General features: G+C 47.5%; 19 protein-coding genes and 1 pseudogene. 11 read left to right on the forward strand and 9 right to left on the reverse strand.

Annotation, left to right across the window (positions count from 1 at the left end):
- The first annotated feature begins 399 nt into the window (after positions 1 to 399).
- Entirely contained in the window at positions 400 to 774 is a 375-nt protein-coding gene (locus M1E06_RS08985; protein WP_031304988.1) for an antibiotic biosynthesis monooxygenase family protein, read from the forward strand.
- Positions 771 to 1,742 (forward strand): bifunctional GNAT family N-acetyltransferase/GrpB family protein, encoded by a 972-nt coding sequence (locus tag M1E06_RS08990; protein ID WP_023855945.1) that lies wholly within the window; start codon positions 771 to 773, stop codon positions 1,740 to 1,742. Before M1E06_RS08985 ends, M1E06_RS08990 begins: the two co-directional genes overlap by 4 nt.
- Before the next feature lie 14 nt (positions 1,743 to 1,756).
- On the opposite strand, the gene M1E06_RS08995 is transcribed toward M1E06_RS08990, so the two are convergent.
- Positions 1,757 to 1,954, reverse strand: coding sequence for a CDGSH iron-sulfur domain-containing protein (locus M1E06_RS08995; protein ID WP_023855944.1), 198 nt, complete (start codon positions 1,952 to 1,954; stop codon positions 1,757 to 1,759).
- A 109-nt stretch (positions 1,955 to 2,063) separates the two neighbouring features.
- Between M1E06_RS08995 and M1E06_RS09000 the strand changes: the two genes are divergently transcribed.
- Both M1E06_RS09000 and M1E06_RS09005 read left to right on the forward strand, forming a co-directional pair.
- The gene (locus M1E06_RS09000) at positions 2,064 to 2,387 is read left to right on the forward strand and encodes an iron-sulfur cluster biosynthesis family protein (protein ID WP_020452052.1); all 324 of its coding nucleotides are present in this window, start codon (positions 2,064 to 2,066) and stop codon (positions 2,385 to 2,387) included.
- Positions 2,388 to 2,400: 13 nt separating this feature from the next.
- Positions 2,401 to 2,640 (forward strand): YqkC family protein, encoded by a 240-nt coding sequence (locus M1E06_RS09005; RefSeq protein WP_003183211.1) that lies wholly within the window; start codon positions 2,401 to 2,403, stop codon positions 2,638 to 2,640.
- Between the two features lie 22 nt (positions 2,641 to 2,662).
- Here M1E06_RS09005 and M1E06_RS09010 read toward each other — a convergent pair whose 3' ends face one another.
- Positions 2,663 to 3,592, reverse strand: a complete 930-nt coding sequence (locus M1E06_RS09010; RefSeq protein WP_023855943.1) for an alpha/beta hydrolase — start codon at positions 3,590 to 3,592, stop codon at positions 2,663 to 2,665.
- Positions 3,593 to 3,748: 156 nt separating this feature from the next.
- On the opposite strand from M1E06_RS09010, the gene M1E06_RS09015 reads away from it, so the two are divergent.
- Positions 3,749 to 3,982, forward strand: a complete 234-nt coding sequence (locus M1E06_RS09015) for a YqkE family protein (protein WP_023855942.1) — start codon at positions 3,749 to 3,751, stop codon at positions 3,980 to 3,982.
- Positions 3,983 to 4,023: 41 nt separating this feature from the next.
- Here the strand turns inward: M1E06_RS09015 and M1E06_RS09020 are convergent, their stop codons facing one another.
- The 4 genes and pseudogenes from M1E06_RS09020 to mciZ form a co-directional block, all read right to left on the reverse strand.
- Entirely contained in the window at positions 4,024 to 4,944 is a 921-nt protein-coding gene (locus M1E06_RS09020) for an aldo/keto reductase (RefSeq protein ID WP_023855941.1), read from the reverse strand.
- A 73-nt stretch (positions 4,945 to 5,017) separates the two neighbouring features.
- Positions 5,018 to 5,365: a DoxX family protein gene (locus tag M1E06_RS09025; RefSeq protein WP_023855940.1), complete on the reverse strand. Its 348-nt coding sequence runs from the start codon at positions 5,363 to 5,365 to the stop codon at positions 5,018 to 5,020.
- A gap of 5 nt (positions 5,366 to 5,370) precedes the next feature.
- Positions 5,371 to 5,976: a TetR/AcrR family transcriptional regulator gene (locus M1E06_RS09030; RefSeq protein WP_023855939.1), complete on the reverse strand. Its 606-nt coding sequence runs from the start codon at positions 5,974 to 5,976 to the stop codon at positions 5,371 to 5,373.
- A 100-nt stretch (positions 5,977 to 6,076) separates the two neighbouring features.
- Positions 6,077 to 6,193, reverse strand: a pseudogene (gene mciZ / locus M1E06_RS09035) (Z-ring formation inhibitor MciZ); the annotation flags it as partial.
- Positions 6,194 to 6,269: 76 nt separating this feature from the next.
- Here mciZ and M1E06_RS09040 point away from each other — a divergent pair.
- The 3 genes from M1E06_RS09040 to M1E06_RS09050 are packed head-to-tail and all read left to right on the forward strand — an operon-like array spanning position 6,270 to position 8,460.
- Positions 6,270 to 6,827, forward strand: a complete 558-nt coding sequence (locus tag M1E06_RS09040) for an NUDIX hydrolase (RefSeq protein ID WP_026579348.1) — start codon at positions 6,270 to 6,272, stop codon at positions 6,825 to 6,827.
- Positions 6,824 to 7,987, forward strand: a complete 1,164-nt coding sequence (locus M1E06_RS09045) for a TIGR00375 family protein (protein WP_216904405.1) — start codon at positions 6,824 to 6,826, stop codon at positions 7,985 to 7,987. The genes M1E06_RS09040 and M1E06_RS09045 overlap by 4 nt, the downstream gene beginning before the upstream one ends.
- Before the next feature lie 20 nt (positions 7,988 to 8,007).
- Positions 8,008 to 8,460: a GNAT family N-acetyltransferase gene (locus M1E06_RS09050; RefSeq protein WP_035339364.1), complete on the forward strand. Its 453-nt coding sequence runs from the start codon at positions 8,008 to 8,010 to the stop codon at positions 8,458 to 8,460.
- A gap of 272 nt (positions 8,461 to 8,732) precedes the next feature.
- On the opposite strand, the gene M1E06_RS09055 is transcribed toward M1E06_RS09050, so the two are convergent.
- From M1E06_RS09055 to M1E06_RS09065, 3 genes are all read right to left on the reverse strand, one after another.
- Positions 8,733 to 9,293 (reverse strand): GNAT family N-acetyltransferase, encoded by a 561-nt coding sequence (locus M1E06_RS09055; RefSeq protein WP_035338470.1) that lies wholly within the window; start codon positions 9,291 to 9,293, stop codon positions 8,733 to 8,735.
- Positions 9,294 to 9,317: 24 nt separating this feature from the next.
- The gene (locus M1E06_RS09060; RefSeq protein ID WP_035338472.1) at positions 9,318 to 9,860 is read right to left on the reverse strand and encodes a GNAT family N-acetyltransferase; all 543 of its coding nucleotides are present in this window, start codon (positions 9,858 to 9,860) and stop codon (positions 9,318 to 9,320) included.
- Positions 9,861 to 9,986: 126 nt separating this feature from the next.
- Positions 9,987 to 11,462, reverse strand: coding sequence for an NCS1 family nucleobase:cation symporter-1 (locus tag M1E06_RS09065; protein WP_035338473.1), 1,476 nt, complete (start codon positions 11,460 to 11,462; stop codon positions 9,987 to 9,989).
- A gap of 265 nt (positions 11,463 to 11,727) precedes the next feature.
- On the opposite strand from M1E06_RS09065, the gene M1E06_RS09070 reads away from it, so the two are divergent.
- The 3 genes from M1E06_RS09070 to spoIIM all read left to right on the forward strand — a co-directional run bounded on the left by M1E06_RS09070 (position 11,728) and on the right by spoIIM (position 14,161).
- Positions 11,728 to 12,027, forward strand: coding sequence for a PTS sugar transporter subunit IIB (locus M1E06_RS09070; RefSeq protein ID WP_035338474.1), 300 nt, complete (start codon positions 11,728 to 11,730; stop codon positions 12,025 to 12,027).
- Positions 12,028 to 12,045: 18 nt separating this feature from the next.
- A complete protein-coding gene (locus M1E06_RS09075) occupies positions 12,046 to 13,392 on the forward strand; it encodes a PTS sugar transporter subunit IIC (protein ID WP_035338475.1) in 1,347 nt (448 codons plus the stop codon).
- A 112-nt stretch (positions 13,393 to 13,504) separates the two neighbouring features.
- On the forward strand, positions 13,505 to 14,161 hold the full coding sequence (gene spoIIM, locus M1E06_RS09080; RefSeq protein WP_026579353.1) for a stage II sporulation protein M: 657 nt from the start codon (positions 13,505 to 13,507) through the stop codon (positions 14,159 to 14,161).
- The last annotated feature ends 12 nt before the right edge of the window (positions 14,162 to 14,173 follow it).

A 14,173-nucleotide genomic window follows, 5' to 3' on the forward strand; every position in this document is an offset into this window, starting at 1 on the left:
GCAAGGTGAGTGAAGCTTTTCAGGGAGATGGCAAATCGATTTGTGCTGTTGAATTAGAACTAAGAATTTACTCCCATTCATCTACTGACGTATTAAAATGGTAAATTGGGAGCGGGAAACGGTATAATAAGGAAGCATATCCATTGCTTAGTTGCAGAACATTTGTGCCGATGGTCAGGTATAATGTTGAAAGGAGAGGTTAGATTTTGATGAAAACATGGGCATTGAAAACAATGTGCCTGTGCTCTCATGTGCAGTTTTTTTCCGACTGCAAAGCGGTCCGCTGCATATCAACAAAGTGTTGATTGCTTATCAGCGGAAAACGGGATTTTCGTAAAAAAAAGACGTTTCGAATGATGACAGACCGGATCAGGATCAAGTCCTGTTTACCAAAGGGGGATGAACATGATTTCAAAAACGCCGGAGCCGCCGTATTACGCAGTGATTTTCACATCGGTCAGAACGAACGGGGATCATGGCTACAAAGAGACGGCTGCGAACATGCTAAAGCTTGCCGCAGCACAGCCAGGCTTTTTAGGAGCAGAAAGCGCAAGGGACATGAACGGAAAAGGAATAACGGTTTCCTATTGGGAAAGCCTTGAGGCGATTGAAAAATGGAAGTTTCACAGCGAACACCGGCAGGCGAAGGAAAAAGGCCGAACAAAATGGTATTCTGACTTTGCCGTGCGGGTTGCAAAAGTTGAAGCCGCAAGGATTTCGGAGCGGCCCGGCCGGCCCCCGTCAGATGGCACCGGCGGGGAGAAAATGCAATGATTCAATTGTTAAATCATAAAGACCCGCACACGGCCCGCTGCATTGTAAATGTTCAAAGGCCGGCTTATGAAAAAGAAGCGGAGATTATTCAATTTCAGGGCATTCCGCAGCTGAATGAAACAGCTTTTGATGTGATGGATTCCCGTGAAACTTTCATCGGCTGGTTTGAGGGAGGAGAATTAGCCGGAATCGCTTCCTTTATACATACAGCCGAAAAGCTGACGATCTGCAGGCTGGCCGTTCATCCCGTCCATTTTCGAAAAGGGATTGCGATGGCATTGCTTCGTTATCTGTTGATGGAGAAGGAAGCCGAAGCGTTTGAAGTGACGACGGGAGCGGAGAATGAACCGGCAAAAGCGCTATATCAGAAATTGGGATTTTCCGAGATTGAGCAGTATGAACCTGAAAAAGGAATTGTTCTTTCAAGACTGACGCTGAATGCGCCGAGAAAGGTTAAAGTCGTCTCCTATCAAGAGGAGTGGAAGGGCGAATTTTTCAAAGAAAAAAAGCAGCTTGAAGCGCTTTTCCAGAATGAAGTCTTGCATATTCACCACATTGGAAGCACGTCAATTCCGGGGATGAGCGCCAAGCCTGTCATTGATATCCTGATCGAAGTAAACGATCTCGGCTCCGCAGCCCGCTTCGAAAAGGGGATGAAAATGCTCGGCTATGAATCGAAGGGGGAAAACGGAATTCCGGGGAGAAGGTTCTTTCAAAAAGGAGGACGGAAGCGTACACACCATGTCCATCTGTATGAAAGCGGGCATCCCGATATCAGGCGGCATCTCGCGTTTCGGGATTATTTAATCTCGCATCCGGAGCGGGCCGAAGAATATGCTGCTCTGAAGATGAAGCTGGCGGAGATGTTTCCGCTTGACATGGCAGGCTATGTTGACGGCAAAAACGGCTGGATAAAAGAGACTGAGCACTTGGCTGAACAATGGGAAAAGGGAGGGGAGGACCGGTAAAGCCCCCTCCTGTTTCAGGCTCTGACACAAGATTCAAACGTTCCTTTGTGGCTTCCGTCACAGTAAGGCATTTTCAGCGATTTTCCGCATCTGCAGAGCGAAAAAGCGGGTTTTTCAGGGAACGGGTTTCCTTCCATATCGATCAGTTCGACGTCTCCCGTGACCCGGAAACCGCCGTTGTCCATCACTTTAATCTGCACTTTTTTGGGCATCATTCCACCTCCGAATCCCTTCATATTTATGCCTGACAGTCGGAAACGATGCGCTTTTTCCCGCTCCTGTGGTACAATGTCCGTAAACGAAATAGAGAAGGATGATATCATGCAGCTTGAAATCACTGCACAGGCAAAACAAGCCATTCAACGGGCAACAGAGCCTTATCCTGATAAAAAGATCCAGCTTCGCTATGATTCCGAGGGCTGCGGATGCGCGGTCAGCGGCGTGCCGGTTCTGTGGCTGACGGACGAATTATCGGGAAGTTGCGAGCCCCTTGAGACAAACGGGCTTCCGATTTATATTCAGTCATCGCAAAAAGTCTTTTTTGATGAAGCGATGACCATCGACTATTATGAGAAAGCGGGTGCCTTGATGCTGAAAAGTCCGGCACAGGTGCTTTCTCCCAGAATGAGTATTTTAGTGAAATAGGGTGGCGTTCGATTTGAATCAAAAGGTAAAATCTTTAAAACAAACCGCTCAAAATAAAACATGGGCGTCCTTTTTACATCAAAATCATCCGTATACACTCCTTCATTGGTCAATCGGAGGGACAGAGTCCGTCAAAAAGGATGTCTGGCTTCTTCAGGATGAAATGACTTTTGAAACAAAGGAATTCGATACAATTGAGACGGCCATCTCTTGGATCGGCGATCATATGAGCGACATTACGGATATTTTGTAGCACAAAAGAAGGCGGACGAGACTTATGCTCGTTCGCCTTCTTTACGCCGATTTGTGATCTCTTGAAGAAAGTCCCGCACCGTGTTTTTGTAGCTGGTTCTGTTTTGGGTATAGCTCATCGCGTGCGCACCTTTTTCAGCGATATAAAGCCTTTTCTCCCCCGGCTTCTTCTCGTAAAGCATTTCGCTCGATTCAGGCGGGATATAGTCGTCTTGTTTGCTGTGAATGAACAGCACCGGTTTTTTGATCTTCCCGACGACGGATAAAGGGGAGACATCACCGATGCGGTAGCCGTCCCGCCATCTCAAAAAGAGGCTGGCAAGCGGCAAAATGAAAGCTCCCGGAAGATGAAAATCTTCTTTCAGCCGGTAAACGAGCTGATCCTCAAATGTGGCAAACGGACAGTCGGCCACGTAAAAATCAGCGTCGGCATCGTCCATTCCCGCGTAAAGAAGCGTCGTGACAGCGCCCATCGATTCGCCGTGAATGCCGATCAGCGCGTGTTCGCCGTGTTTTTCCCGAAGCCAATGGACAACCGTTTTCAAATCGTTTTTTTCATAATATCCGTAGCTCGTTGTTTTTCCGCCGCTTGTGCCGTGCCTCCGGTGGTCATATATGACGGCGTTCCAGCCGAGATCAAGAAACAGATTCATATATTTGATCGAATTCAACAGATTCATCGTCACCCCGTGGCAGATAATCACGGTGTTTTTCGTTTTGTGCGGATGGACGTAGTATCCTTTAATATTGTAGCCGTAAGAAGAAGGGAGGTTGATTTCTTCTTTCGGGAGAGCGGCAAAAGCTTTTTCGTCATAATGGCCGTCAGCCGTTTCCCGCTCGATAATGTATTCGTCTGTCCGTTTTTTAATGTACATGATTTGATTCGTAAAATAGATTCCGAGCGCGGCAATAAACAGCAAAACCGCCCCGATAGCAGCCAGCCAAATCAACATCTGATGTATTCTTCCTTTCTTAAATGCTTCTCACTTTATCATACCACACAACGATTGGCATTTGCCGAGAGAGACGGCTCTCCGAGTGACGGCTTGCCTGAACTTTTAGATTCCTGATAAACTATCATCACAAACAGGGAGAACGGAGGACAGGATATGGGAAAGAAAAAACAAGACCCAAATGCCCGGCAGCTGCTGAAAGATGCGCTCGCCGACGATTTGAAAGATAAACTTCAGCAAATGAAGAGCGAATTGAAAGAGGAGGACGAAAAAAGAAAAGAGCGTGAGAAAGAGCGGCTCATCAAGGAAAGACAAGAAAGGGAAAAAAATAAAAGCTTTGAAGAGCTCCTCAACGAAAGCGGAATTGACGACTGGAAGAAGTATAAGTAAGAAAGCCCCGTCTGATCAAGAGACGGGGCTTTCTTATTGCTTTATTCGCGATGTGCAGTGTACACGCCGCGTTTTGTATAAAAGCGGAGCGCTTTGATTTCCTGTTCTGTCAGACCGCGTCCGCCGACAGATTCAACGTTTTCCCGAAGCTGGGAGATTTTGCTCGCCCCGGGGATGACCGCTCCGACAGCCGGCTGGGCGAGAATATACTTCATCGCGGTTTCGGTCGCGGATAAATCAGGCGCCGTTTTTTCAATGTCCGCTTTTGTTTTAACGAGTTCATCGTAGGAATACGATAAATAGCCGTTTTTCTTGATCGCGGCGTTTGCATCTGACAGAGGTTTTTCTGTCAGAATCCCTTTTGCCAAAGGTCCTCTTGCAATTACGCTGATTCCATGTTCCTCAAGGAGAGAAAGCCATTCCTCAGGCCGTCTGTCCAACAAGCTGTATTGCATCATGACCGTGACGATGTTTGATTTTTTGATGTATTCCTTAATGACGTTCGGCCGAATTGAAGAAATGCCGTAATGGCGGATGACGCCTTCCTGTTTTAATTCTTCAAAAGCTTCGATCGTTTCGTCGATATTGTCTTCAATCGTGCCGCCGTGTAGCTGATAAAGATCGATGTAGTCGGTATGCAGCCGCTTTAAGCTGTGCTTGACGGCTTCTTTTATGTACGCTTTCCGGGGATCCCAGAACCAGCCCGGTTTTCCTTCCTCCCAGCGGTTTCCTGCTTTTGTCGCAAGGATCACGTCTTGGCGCCTTGATTTGATCGCTTCACCGACAATCTCTTCGTTGCGTCCAAAATCGTACAGGTCGGCAGTATCCAAATAATTGATGCCTAGCGCCAAAGCTTCATCCAAAATTGACACTGCGTGCTTTTTGTCTGTTCCGAGAGACATGCAGCCGAGGCCGACTTCACTCACCTGTAAATCGGAATGTCCGAGCGTCCTTTTTTTCATAAGCTTCACTCCTTTTTTTCTTACTTTGAACGTAATACAAAGGAGCGAAGTTTTCAACCCATCGGCATCGGAATCAGAAGTACAGCTCGAAGATGATCACGCTTAGGGCGCAAATCAAACAAACCGCGGCAGGGATGGCCGTAAAAAAAGGCTGCCGCGCCCGGAATAGGTGGGCATGAATGGCGCCTGTCATAAGCAGGGAGAACAACAGTCCCGAGCCGACAGCCAGGTGCACATTCCAAATCCCGGCGATCATGCCGAGCGCTCCGGCGATTTCAAGAAATCCTGTTACTGAAAGAAACCACAACGGGTATTGATAATGGCGCCAATGTTCCACTTGAAAAGGAACGTGCATCGCCTTGATTACGCCTCCGATCAGCATAAATGCCGCCAATCCTGCTTTTACGAAAATAAATGCCACCATGTTCACTCCGTTTCTGGATGTTGCGGATTAACGAGCATCCCGTGGATCAAAAGATCCGTGATTTGTTTTGCGAGACTTGAGGGGTCTTTTGATCCGTCAAGCAAATAGATATCGGCAAGGTGCTCAATCATGCCTGTCAGGCATTCGGCAACGGTCTCCATTTCCAGGCCGGACCGGAAGTAGCCAAGCTCCTGCTCTGCTTTCAAGTTTTCTTTCAAGGCCAGTGTTAAATCTTTTTTCATTTCATATGCTTCCGGGCTGAGAAAAAAACCGATGCGGGTCAAATCCGGGTCCTCTGCCAAAAAACGAAATACAGCCTCTACAGCAGCCGTTACCCGTTTTGATACGTGTTTTTTCTCGATTCCTTCTTCTAAACGAAACGATTCGATCAGATTTTTTAAGTTCGCGTGAAAGCCATTGATCAGCTCGTTATAGATGGCGCCTTTGCTTGGAAAGTATAAGTAGAAAGACGGCTGAGTCAGCCCCGCTCTTTTGACAATCGTACTTACTTTCGTCTCATGGAATCCCCGGTTTGCAAATTCGTTTGCAGCAACTGTGAGCAGCCGCTTCCGGCTTTCTTTACCTTTGCGTCCTTTTTCATTTCCCACATCCATCCGCCTCCAAAATAATACTTTCAAGTAATGTTACTGAAAAGTATTATTTCATGCGATCCTTCTTGATGTCAATCAAAATCATGCGATTTTCTTTTTCAGAAAGCCAGTCTTTCACATAGTGATACATTCGTCCGTATTCCTTCAGCTTGGCGCGGATTTCCCATGCTTTCCCCGACATGACGATGCGGTTGTTCAGCCGGTAGACCTTCATGGCGCGTCCCCCTTCCATGGTGTATGATAAAATGTATGGGATCAAAAGCCAGAGCAGAACTTAGGAGATGATCAAACTGAAGCATTTAGAGGAGAAAACCATATCTAAAGAAAAACTTTTTTCGGGCAAGGTGATCGATCTTTATCTTGAAGACGTCGAACTGCCGAATGGTAAAACGGGAAAGCGCGAAATCGTGAAGCATCCGGGCGCTGTTGCGGTGCTTGCTTTGACTGATAAAGGAAACATCATTTTGGTGAAGCAGTACAGAAAAGCGCTTGAACGGACGATCGTTGAAATACCGGCAGGCAAGCTTGAAAAAGGAGAGAAACCTGAATATACCGCGCTGCGGGAGCTTGAGGAAGAGACGGGATACACGGCGGCAAAGCTGGAGAAAATCACTGCTTTTTACACATCGCCGGGCTTTGCGGACGAATTGGTGCACCTGTATCTTGCCGAAGAGCTGACACCGCTTGAAGAAAAGCGCGAACTTGATGAAGACGAATTTGTAGAAGTAATGGAGGTGCCGCTTACAGGTGCGCTGAAATTGATGGAAACTCAGGACATCTATGATGCGAAAACGGCTTATGCCGTGCAGTATCTGGAGCTGAGAAAGGCCCTGCAAGCAAAAAAATGAAAGAAATATTCGCAGACATGCATATCCATATCGGGCGGACGGAATCAGGCCGGCCCGTTAAGATAACGGCTGCCAGAACGCTTACGCTCGACGAAATTTTGATTGAAGCAAGCGAGCATAAAGGAATGGAACTGATCGGCATTATAGATTGTCATTCACCGGAGGTGCTGGCGGAAATTGAAAAAGGGGTGTCTTCAGGCCGTTATACAGAGCTTGCAGACGGCGGAATCAAATATAGAGATACCGTGCTTCTGTGCGGTTCTGAATTGGAAATCAATGATGACAGATGCCGGGGCCCGATTCATGTGCTGGCATTTATGCCGTCGATCTCCGCAATGAAGCAGTTTTCCGCCTGGCTCTCGGAAAGGGTGACGAATATCCATCTGAGCTCCCAGCGCATCTATGAGACAGGCATCGGCCTTCAGCGGAAGGTGAAAGAGCTCGGCGGCTTGTTCATTCCCGCGCACATTTTTACGCCGCATAAGAGCCTGTATGGCAAAGGAGTCAAATTTTCGCTGCAAGAAGTGCTTGACCCGAAGATGATTGATGCGGTTGAACTCGGGCTGAGCAGCGACACCGATATGGCTTCACACGTATCCGAACTGAATCCCTATGCATTTTTGACCAATTCGGACGCCCATTCTCTTGGGAAAATCGGCAGAGAGTATAATAAGCTCCACATTAAACATGCCAGCTTTCAAGAGTTTTCACTTGCTTTAAGAGGACAAGAAGGGCGCTGCATTGCCGCCAATTACGGAATGAATCCGCAGTTGGGCAAATATTTTCAAACCGCTTGTGAAACATGCGGCCGTTTGCAGGAGGCAGGTGAAACGGTGTGTAAAGCGTGCGGAAGCCGAAAGTTTACAAAAGGCGTCAGCACACGTCTAATGGAGCTTTACGATCAGGATAAAAGCCCGGTCAAGCGCCCGCCGTACGTTCACCAGGTTCCGCTGCAGCTGATCCCCGGCATCGGTCCGAAAACGATTCAGAAGCTGAAAGATGCTTTCGGCACTGAGATGAATATCCTTCACCGGGTAAAAGAAGGCGAACTAAAAGAAGCCATTCGTCCGCAGACGGCTGATCTCGTGGTCAAAGCAAGGAACGGGGATTTAGAGCTGAAAGCCGGAGGCGGCGGAACCTATGGAAAAGTGCAGAGCTGAAGGGGGCTTTGGAAAAAGGGATGGAGTGGAAACTAAAATCGTATGAGGAATTGTCGAAGGAAGAGTTGTACCGCATCATCAAGCTTAGAATAGACGTCTTTATCGTTGAACAAAACTGTCCGTATCATGAGCTTGATCACTTAGATGAGCGGGCACACCATTTATTTCTGAGCCAAGAAGGAGAGATCGCTGCGTATTGCAGGCTGTTCCCGAGCGGTACGGCTTACCCGGAGGCATCAATCGGCCGGGTGATCGTCCGTAATGAGGACAGGGGAAAGGGATATGCGCAGACGCTTCTTGATCAAGCGCTCCGCTTTTTGGAAGACGAGCGGGGGGAGAAAAGGGTCAAGATCAGCGCCCAGAATCATTTGCGTTCCTTTTACGGCTCCTTCGGATTTAAAGCAATATCAGACGTCTATATGGAGGACGGCATTCCGCATGTGGATATGATCAAAACGGCAGAAACCGTATGACTTGCGTTCAGAACCCCGCCTTTCTATAATAATAAGATAAAAATTTGACAGGAGAGTGGGGAACATGGCCAAAAGCAAGGCAAGGAAAAAGCGTGAGCACATGTTGAGAAACACAGGCAGAGATGCCGCCGTATCAAGAGGCAAGGCGCCTGAATTCAGCACGCACGTCAGAAAAACGAAAAGCAGGCGGGAAGAGCTTGCAAAGCTGCATATGAAACATAAACGAAAGAACCCTTATGATTTGCTTCATGAAGATCATAAGGGTTCTTTTTTTAGAAGATGCGCGAATACATGCATGTGTCCCGATGTTCGCTTAAATCATTCGAAAGGTCATCGCTTTGTAAAACGGCTTCCAGCTGAAAGCCGAGGCGCTCCGCCATTTTTCTGCTTTTCGTGTTCATGCTGTCACAGCATATCTCAAGCCGCTTGGCTTTGATGTGTCCCCTCGCGAAATCAATCAGTCCGTTAAGCGCTTCGGTCATGTACCCCTGTCCGGCAAATTCAGAACTGCGCCAATAGCCGATTTCAAACCGTTTCGCTTGCCAGTTCATGCGGTGAAGGCCTGTGCTGCCGACGAACTTTCCCGTTTCTTTATGGAAAATATGCATCCGTAAATCGTTGCGCAAAATAAAATCGGCCTGTGCCTGCCTGACGTTGATTTCTACATGTTCTTCCTCGGGCATTTCCCTTGCAAACGGCATCCACGGCTTGAGCTCAGGCAACGATTTTCGAATGGCGTCATGGACGGCCGCGCCGTCGCCTGCCCTTGGCGCTCTGACAATAAGGCGCGGGGTTTCAAAACTGTCCGGAAAATCGAGCAGTATCGGATTCATCCAGGTTCCCTCCAGATATTCTTTCTATTTTTGATTGTGCCATCTTCCCATCACAATCGTGTTGTTATATGTTCCGTCAGAAAGCCGCTTGTCTTTTTTTAAAATCCCTTCTATTTTAAAGCCATGCTTTTGATACAGGGCAGAAGCCCTCTCATTTGTTTCCGACACGCGCAGGGTCATTTTTTGAATGCCTGCGGCATCAGCCCAAACAATCGATTCGTTTAAAAGGCGTTTTCCAATGCCGTATCCCCAAAATTCTTTCAATACGCATACGCCAAACTCCACTTGATGAGAGAAGCGTTTTAAATCCTGTCCGGCACATCTTGAAAAGCCGACGATCCTGTTTCGAGCGACCGCCACTAAAAACAAGCATCGGTCATGTTCGCTGTCTCTTTTGATCAGCTCTCTAAAACCCGTTTCATCAATAAAACCTTCACCCTTTTCCCTGTCCAAATATTCGGTTTCTCCATCGATCTGTACCCTTACAGCAGATAATTCCTTTGCATCTTGTTGGACAGCTTGCCTGACGATGTAGTTCAGCCCTTTACCATCAAAGCGTTTGTTCATGTGATACTCCAATCATTTTTTATATCCATTAGTCTATCACATTCCTTAGCTCGAATTTGTTTAAAATGACTGAATATAACAAAAAATGGACCGCGAATAGCGTTTTCGCGGACCTTGAGCCCGTGCTTATACATTGCTTTCGGCAGCGTAGTCAGCGGTTTTATCTCTAAGGACGCCGGGGGGATGGATGCGCATCAAAAAGATGTATGCGGCAAATGCGAGCAGCACGCCTGAAAACCATGAAATATCATAGAGGGGTTTCAGGGCCGGCAAGTATGTCCCGATCAAAGACATAAACGCTCCGAGTCCAACTGCGGCAAATGCGCGGTAATTGTAGCCTTTATAGTACGTATACCTCCTGGTTAGAGAGTAGAGATCTTCGATGTGAAGCGTGCGCTTCCGGATGATAAAATAATCGGCAAGCATAACGCCTGCGACCGGCCCCAATATTCCGCCGATTGTGCCGAGAAACGAAAACACGCTCGCTTCATTCTCCATCAGCTTCCATGGGAAAGTGAACAGGGCCAAAACAGCTGTCAAATAGCTGCCTCGCTTAAAATCGATATATTTCGGCAAAAAATTGGCCAGGTCATAGGCTGGCGAGACAATATTCGCTGCAACGTTTACCGAAATGGCGGCGATGCAAAGTGTAATGACCGAAAGCGCGATCACATACGGGTTGTCAAAATGGGCGAGAATATCGACAACATCCCAAATCGGCTCCCCGAAGGCAGCCTGTGAGCCGGAGGTGACGGTAATGCTTGCAAATGCAAACAGAACGAATGTGCCCGGCAAACCGTAAAACTGCCCTCTGATTTGTTCTTTTTGAGAGGCTGCAAACCTCGTAAAATCGGGAATGTTCAAAATGAGTGTCGCCCATATGCCGATAATTCCCGTCACACCGGCAAGAAACGGCCAAATCAATTCGCCGAATGTCTGAAATTTTCCCGGCTGCGAATAAATCGGACCGAGTCCTCCCGCAATATCGACTGCCCACCACACCATTCCGCCAAAGACGAGATAAACGAGCGGGCCGGCCCAGACTTCAAACTTTCTGATCGACTCCATTCCGTGGTGAAGGACAAGCAGATGAATTCCCCAAAAGAAAGCAAATGACAAAAGCCCTGATAAATGCAATCCAAACAAGTTCCAATCGCCGCCGATGTCTTTCCAGCCGCTCCACACATTTAAGATCAGGATGTTAAGCGCCATGCTTCCCGCAAACGCTTGAATGCCGAACCACATAATCGCCACAAAACCTCTGAGAAGCGCCGGAATATTAGCCCCGTATATCCCGAAAGAAGCCCTGATTAACACGGGAAAAGGCACGCCGTATTTTGTGCCGGCATGTCCATTCAATGCGAGGGCTGCATAGAGCACGACCGAAGCGACTGCGATAATCCCAAGCACCTGCCACGGAGAAAGCCCGATCGCTATCAGTCCGCCAACCGTTGCGTAAGTCGGGATGTTATGGATGCAGCCCATCCAGATCGATGCGAAATTGACCGCTTTCCATGTGCGTTCCTCAGGCTTTAGAGGCTGCAGGTCGCTGTTTGAGAGTGTACGGTCTGATTGAACTTTTTCATATTGGACAGATTTCATATAATCCCTCCGCTTATTTTTAAGGAAAAATATAACTTATTATTCTGAAAAATTCATTAGATAAACTAAACAAATGTTTCAAGGCGTTTGTTGAGGTTGACTAAACGAGCCGTTTGAAACCGTTATAAAAATATTGATTTTTATGAAACAGTTGTCTATCTCGGTCATAGGATAAAAGACCAGGTTGAAATATTACTCCGCATTGTAATGAAAGCGTTTTCTGATCGGCGGGGAAAAAGGTGAAACTGAAGGGGGTTAACAAATAATGAAGAAAATTTTATTGGTTTGCGCGGCCGGCATGTCAACGAGCCTGCTTGTCAGCAGAATGAAAAAGCATGCCGAGGCGCTGAACGAAGAGATCGACATCATCGCACTGCCTGTATCGGAAGCCGGGACTGCCGCGTCAAGCGCGGACGTCGTACTGCTGGGGCCGCAAGTCAGGTACCAAAAGTCACAGGTTGAGGCGAGCGCGGGAGACACGCCGGTTCAGGTGATCGACATGCGCGACTACGGCACCATGAACGGCGAAGCTGTGTTGCGAAAAGCGCTGCAGCTGATGAAATAAAAAGGAGGGGAGACAGGGATGAGCGGGTTTATGGAGAAGTTTGAGCGGAACGTGGAACGGTTTTTGGTTCCCGTTGCTGCAAAACTGAACTCACAGCGCCATATATGTGCGATCAGAGATGCTTTTATTCTATCATTTCCGATTATTATGGCAGGGTCGATTATCATTTTATTGAATTTCGCTATTTTATCTCCGGACGGGTTTATCGCCAAAATTTTGTTCCTTGAAAAGATATTTCCGAACTTGGCTGATTATCAGTCGGTCTTTACCCCCGTACTGCGGGGATCGCTCGATATTATGTCCATATTTGTCGTGTTTCTCGTTGCACGCAATTTAGCCATCTCAATGAAAGCGGATGAACTGCTTGCCGGATTAACGGCCGTATCCTGTTATTTTATCATTTATTCACCGTACCGCCTGATCGAAAACGAGAGCTTTTTAACGACGAAGTGGCTCGGTGCGCAAGGGCTGTTCGTTGCCTTAATCATCGGGATCCTCGTCGGTGAAGTGTTCAGCAGGCTTTCAAATGCCAAGCGCCTGCAAATTCATATGCCTCCGCAGGTGCCGCCTGCGGTTGCCCGGACATTTAAAGTGCTGTTTCCGATCATCTTCATTACGATTGGCTTTGCGATGTTAAGCTTTGCGCTATCGTCTCTGTCGAAAAACGGTTTGCATGAATTGGTGTATACCGTGCTGCAGGCGCCGTTGAGAGAGATGGGAACGAATATTTTCACTGTTGTTTTCCTTGGAATCGTCGCCAACTTTTTATGGCTGTTCGGCATTCACGGCCCGAATACAATTGCGGCGATCAGAGAAACGATCTTTGCCGAAGCAAACCTTGAAAATCTCGCTTTTGCCGCCAAAACAGGCTCTGCCTGGAACGCTCCGTTTCCTGAAACATGGGCACTGAATGACGCCTTTGCAAACTACGGGGGATCGGGCATGACGCTGGGGCTTTTGATCGCAATATTCATCGCTTCAAAGCGCCGGGATTATAAAGACATCGGTAAGCTTTCGATCGGGCCGGGGATATTTAACATTAATGAACCTGTTATTTTCGGACTTCCGGTCGTGCTCAATCCGATCTTCATGATTCCCTTTATCATCGTTCCGGCAGTCAACACTGTCATTGGCTACTTGTTCATCAAGTTTCAGCTGATTCCACCGATCGCATACGCTGTTCCGTGGACAACGCCCGGGCCGTTGATTCCGTTTCTCGGGACAGGAGGAAACTGGCTTGCGCTCGGGGTCGGCTTTCTTTGCCTCGCCATTTCAACAGTGATTTATCTGCCGTTTGTAATGGCTGCCAACAAGACTGTGAATACGGACAGGGAGCATTCTTCGGAAAACAGGGAGGAATCATAACGTGATCAAGGCGCCTTTTACGGGCGCCTGTCTTTTTTCAAAAAAAGTCATGCGGCTCTCTTTTCTCTCATACAATCTATTAAAATCAAAAGCACGTCTGGGAGGAAGATACATGCGGAAGCCCACAATCAAAGAGCTCATCTTTCAACATATGAAGGATCATCTGTCAATCTATTTATTTGTTTCAGTACTGTTTTTAATGGGTGTGATTTTCGGCGCGGTCATCGTCAACAGCATGACGATCGGTCAAAAAGAAGATTTGTTCTACTATTTGAATCGATTTTTTGGACAGCTTTCCGAAGGAAAAGCAGCCAGCTCAAAGGAAATGTTTTTGCAGAGCTTTCTTCATAATATGAAATATTTAGGCTTAATGTGGATTCTCGGGATTTCCATCATCGGCTTGCCCGTTATTTTTATCATGGTCTTCTTAAAAGGGATCGTCGTCGGATTTACAGTCGGCTTTCTCGTCAATCAAATGGGAATCAACGGCTTTTTCCTGTCTTTTGTCTCCGTGCTCCCGCAAAATATGCTGCTGATCCCGGCTTACTTGATCATGGGGACTTGCGCCATCGCCTTTTCGATGAGGCTCATCCGCCAGCTTTTTGTCAAACGCAGCCTTGCAGAAGCGCCTGTCCATTGGTTTGGCCGGTACGCTTTTGTGCTCGTCCTGATTCTCGCGATGTCTCTTATATCCTCTTCCTTTGAAGCATATCTTTCACCGGTGTTGATGGAAAAGCTGACGGAGTACGTCTTGCCGAAACAGCATTAATTTATAATGATT

The organism is Bacillus sp. AK124, assembly GCF_053903085.1.

Bases quoted from the DNA above. Each gene is read 5' to 3' on its own strand.
- M1E06_RS08985 (WP_031304988.1), top strand. From the start codon at position 400: ATGAACATGATTTCAAAAACGCCGGAGCCGCCGTATTACGCAGTGATT.
- M1E06_RS08990 (WP_023855945.1), top strand. From the start codon at position 771: ATGATTCAATTGTTAAATCATAAAGACCCGCACACGGCCCGCTGCATT.
- M1E06_RS08995 (WP_023855944.1), bottom strand. From the start codon at position 1,954: ATGCCCAAAAAAGTGCAGATTAAAGTGATGGACAACGGCGGTTTCCGG.
- M1E06_RS09000 (WP_020452052.1), top strand. From the start codon at position 2,064: ATGCAGCTTGAAATCACTGCACAGGCAAAACAAGCCATTCAACGGGCA.
- M1E06_RS09010 (WP_023855943.1), bottom strand. From the start codon at position 3,592: ATGTTGATTTGGCTGGCTGCTATCGGGGCGGTTTTGCTGTTTATTGCC.
- M1E06_RS09015 (WP_023855942.1), top strand. From the start codon at position 3,749: ATGGGAAAGAAAAAACAAGACCCAAATGCCCGGCAGCTGCTGAAAGAT.
- M1E06_RS09020 (WP_023855941.1), bottom strand. From the start codon at position 4,944: ATGAAAAAAAGGACGCTCGGACATTCCGATTTACAGGTGAGTGAAGTC.
- M1E06_RS09045 (WP_216904405.1), top strand. From the start codon at position 6,824: ATGAAAGAAATATTCGCAGACATGCATATCCATATCGGGCGGACGGAA.
- M1E06_RS09050 (WP_035339364.1), top strand. From the start codon at position 8,008: ATGGAGTGGAAACTAAAATCGTATGAGGAATTGTCGAAGGAAGAGTTG.
- M1E06_RS09055 (WP_035338470.1), bottom strand. From the start codon at position 9,293: ATGAATCCGATACTGCTCGATTTTCCGGACAGTTTTGAAACCCCGCGC.
- M1E06_RS09060 (WP_035338472.1), bottom strand. From the start codon at position 9,860: ATGAACAAACGCTTTGATGGTAAAGGGCTGAACTACATCGTCAGGCAA.
- M1E06_RS09065 (WP_035338473.1), bottom strand. From the start codon at position 11,462: ATGAAATCTGTCCAATATGAAAAAGTTCAATCAGACCGTACACTCTCA.
- M1E06_RS09070 (WP_035338474.1), top strand. From the start codon at position 11,728: ATGAAGAAAATTTTATTGGTTTGCGCGGCCGGCATGTCAACGAGCCTG.
- M1E06_RS09075 (WP_035338475.1), top strand. From the start codon at position 12,046: ATGAGCGGGTTTATGGAGAAGTTTGAGCGGAACGTGGAACGGTTTTTG.
- spoIIM (WP_026579353.1), top strand. From the start codon at position 13,505: ATGCGGAAGCCCACAATCAAAGAGCTCATCTTTCAACATATGAAGGAT.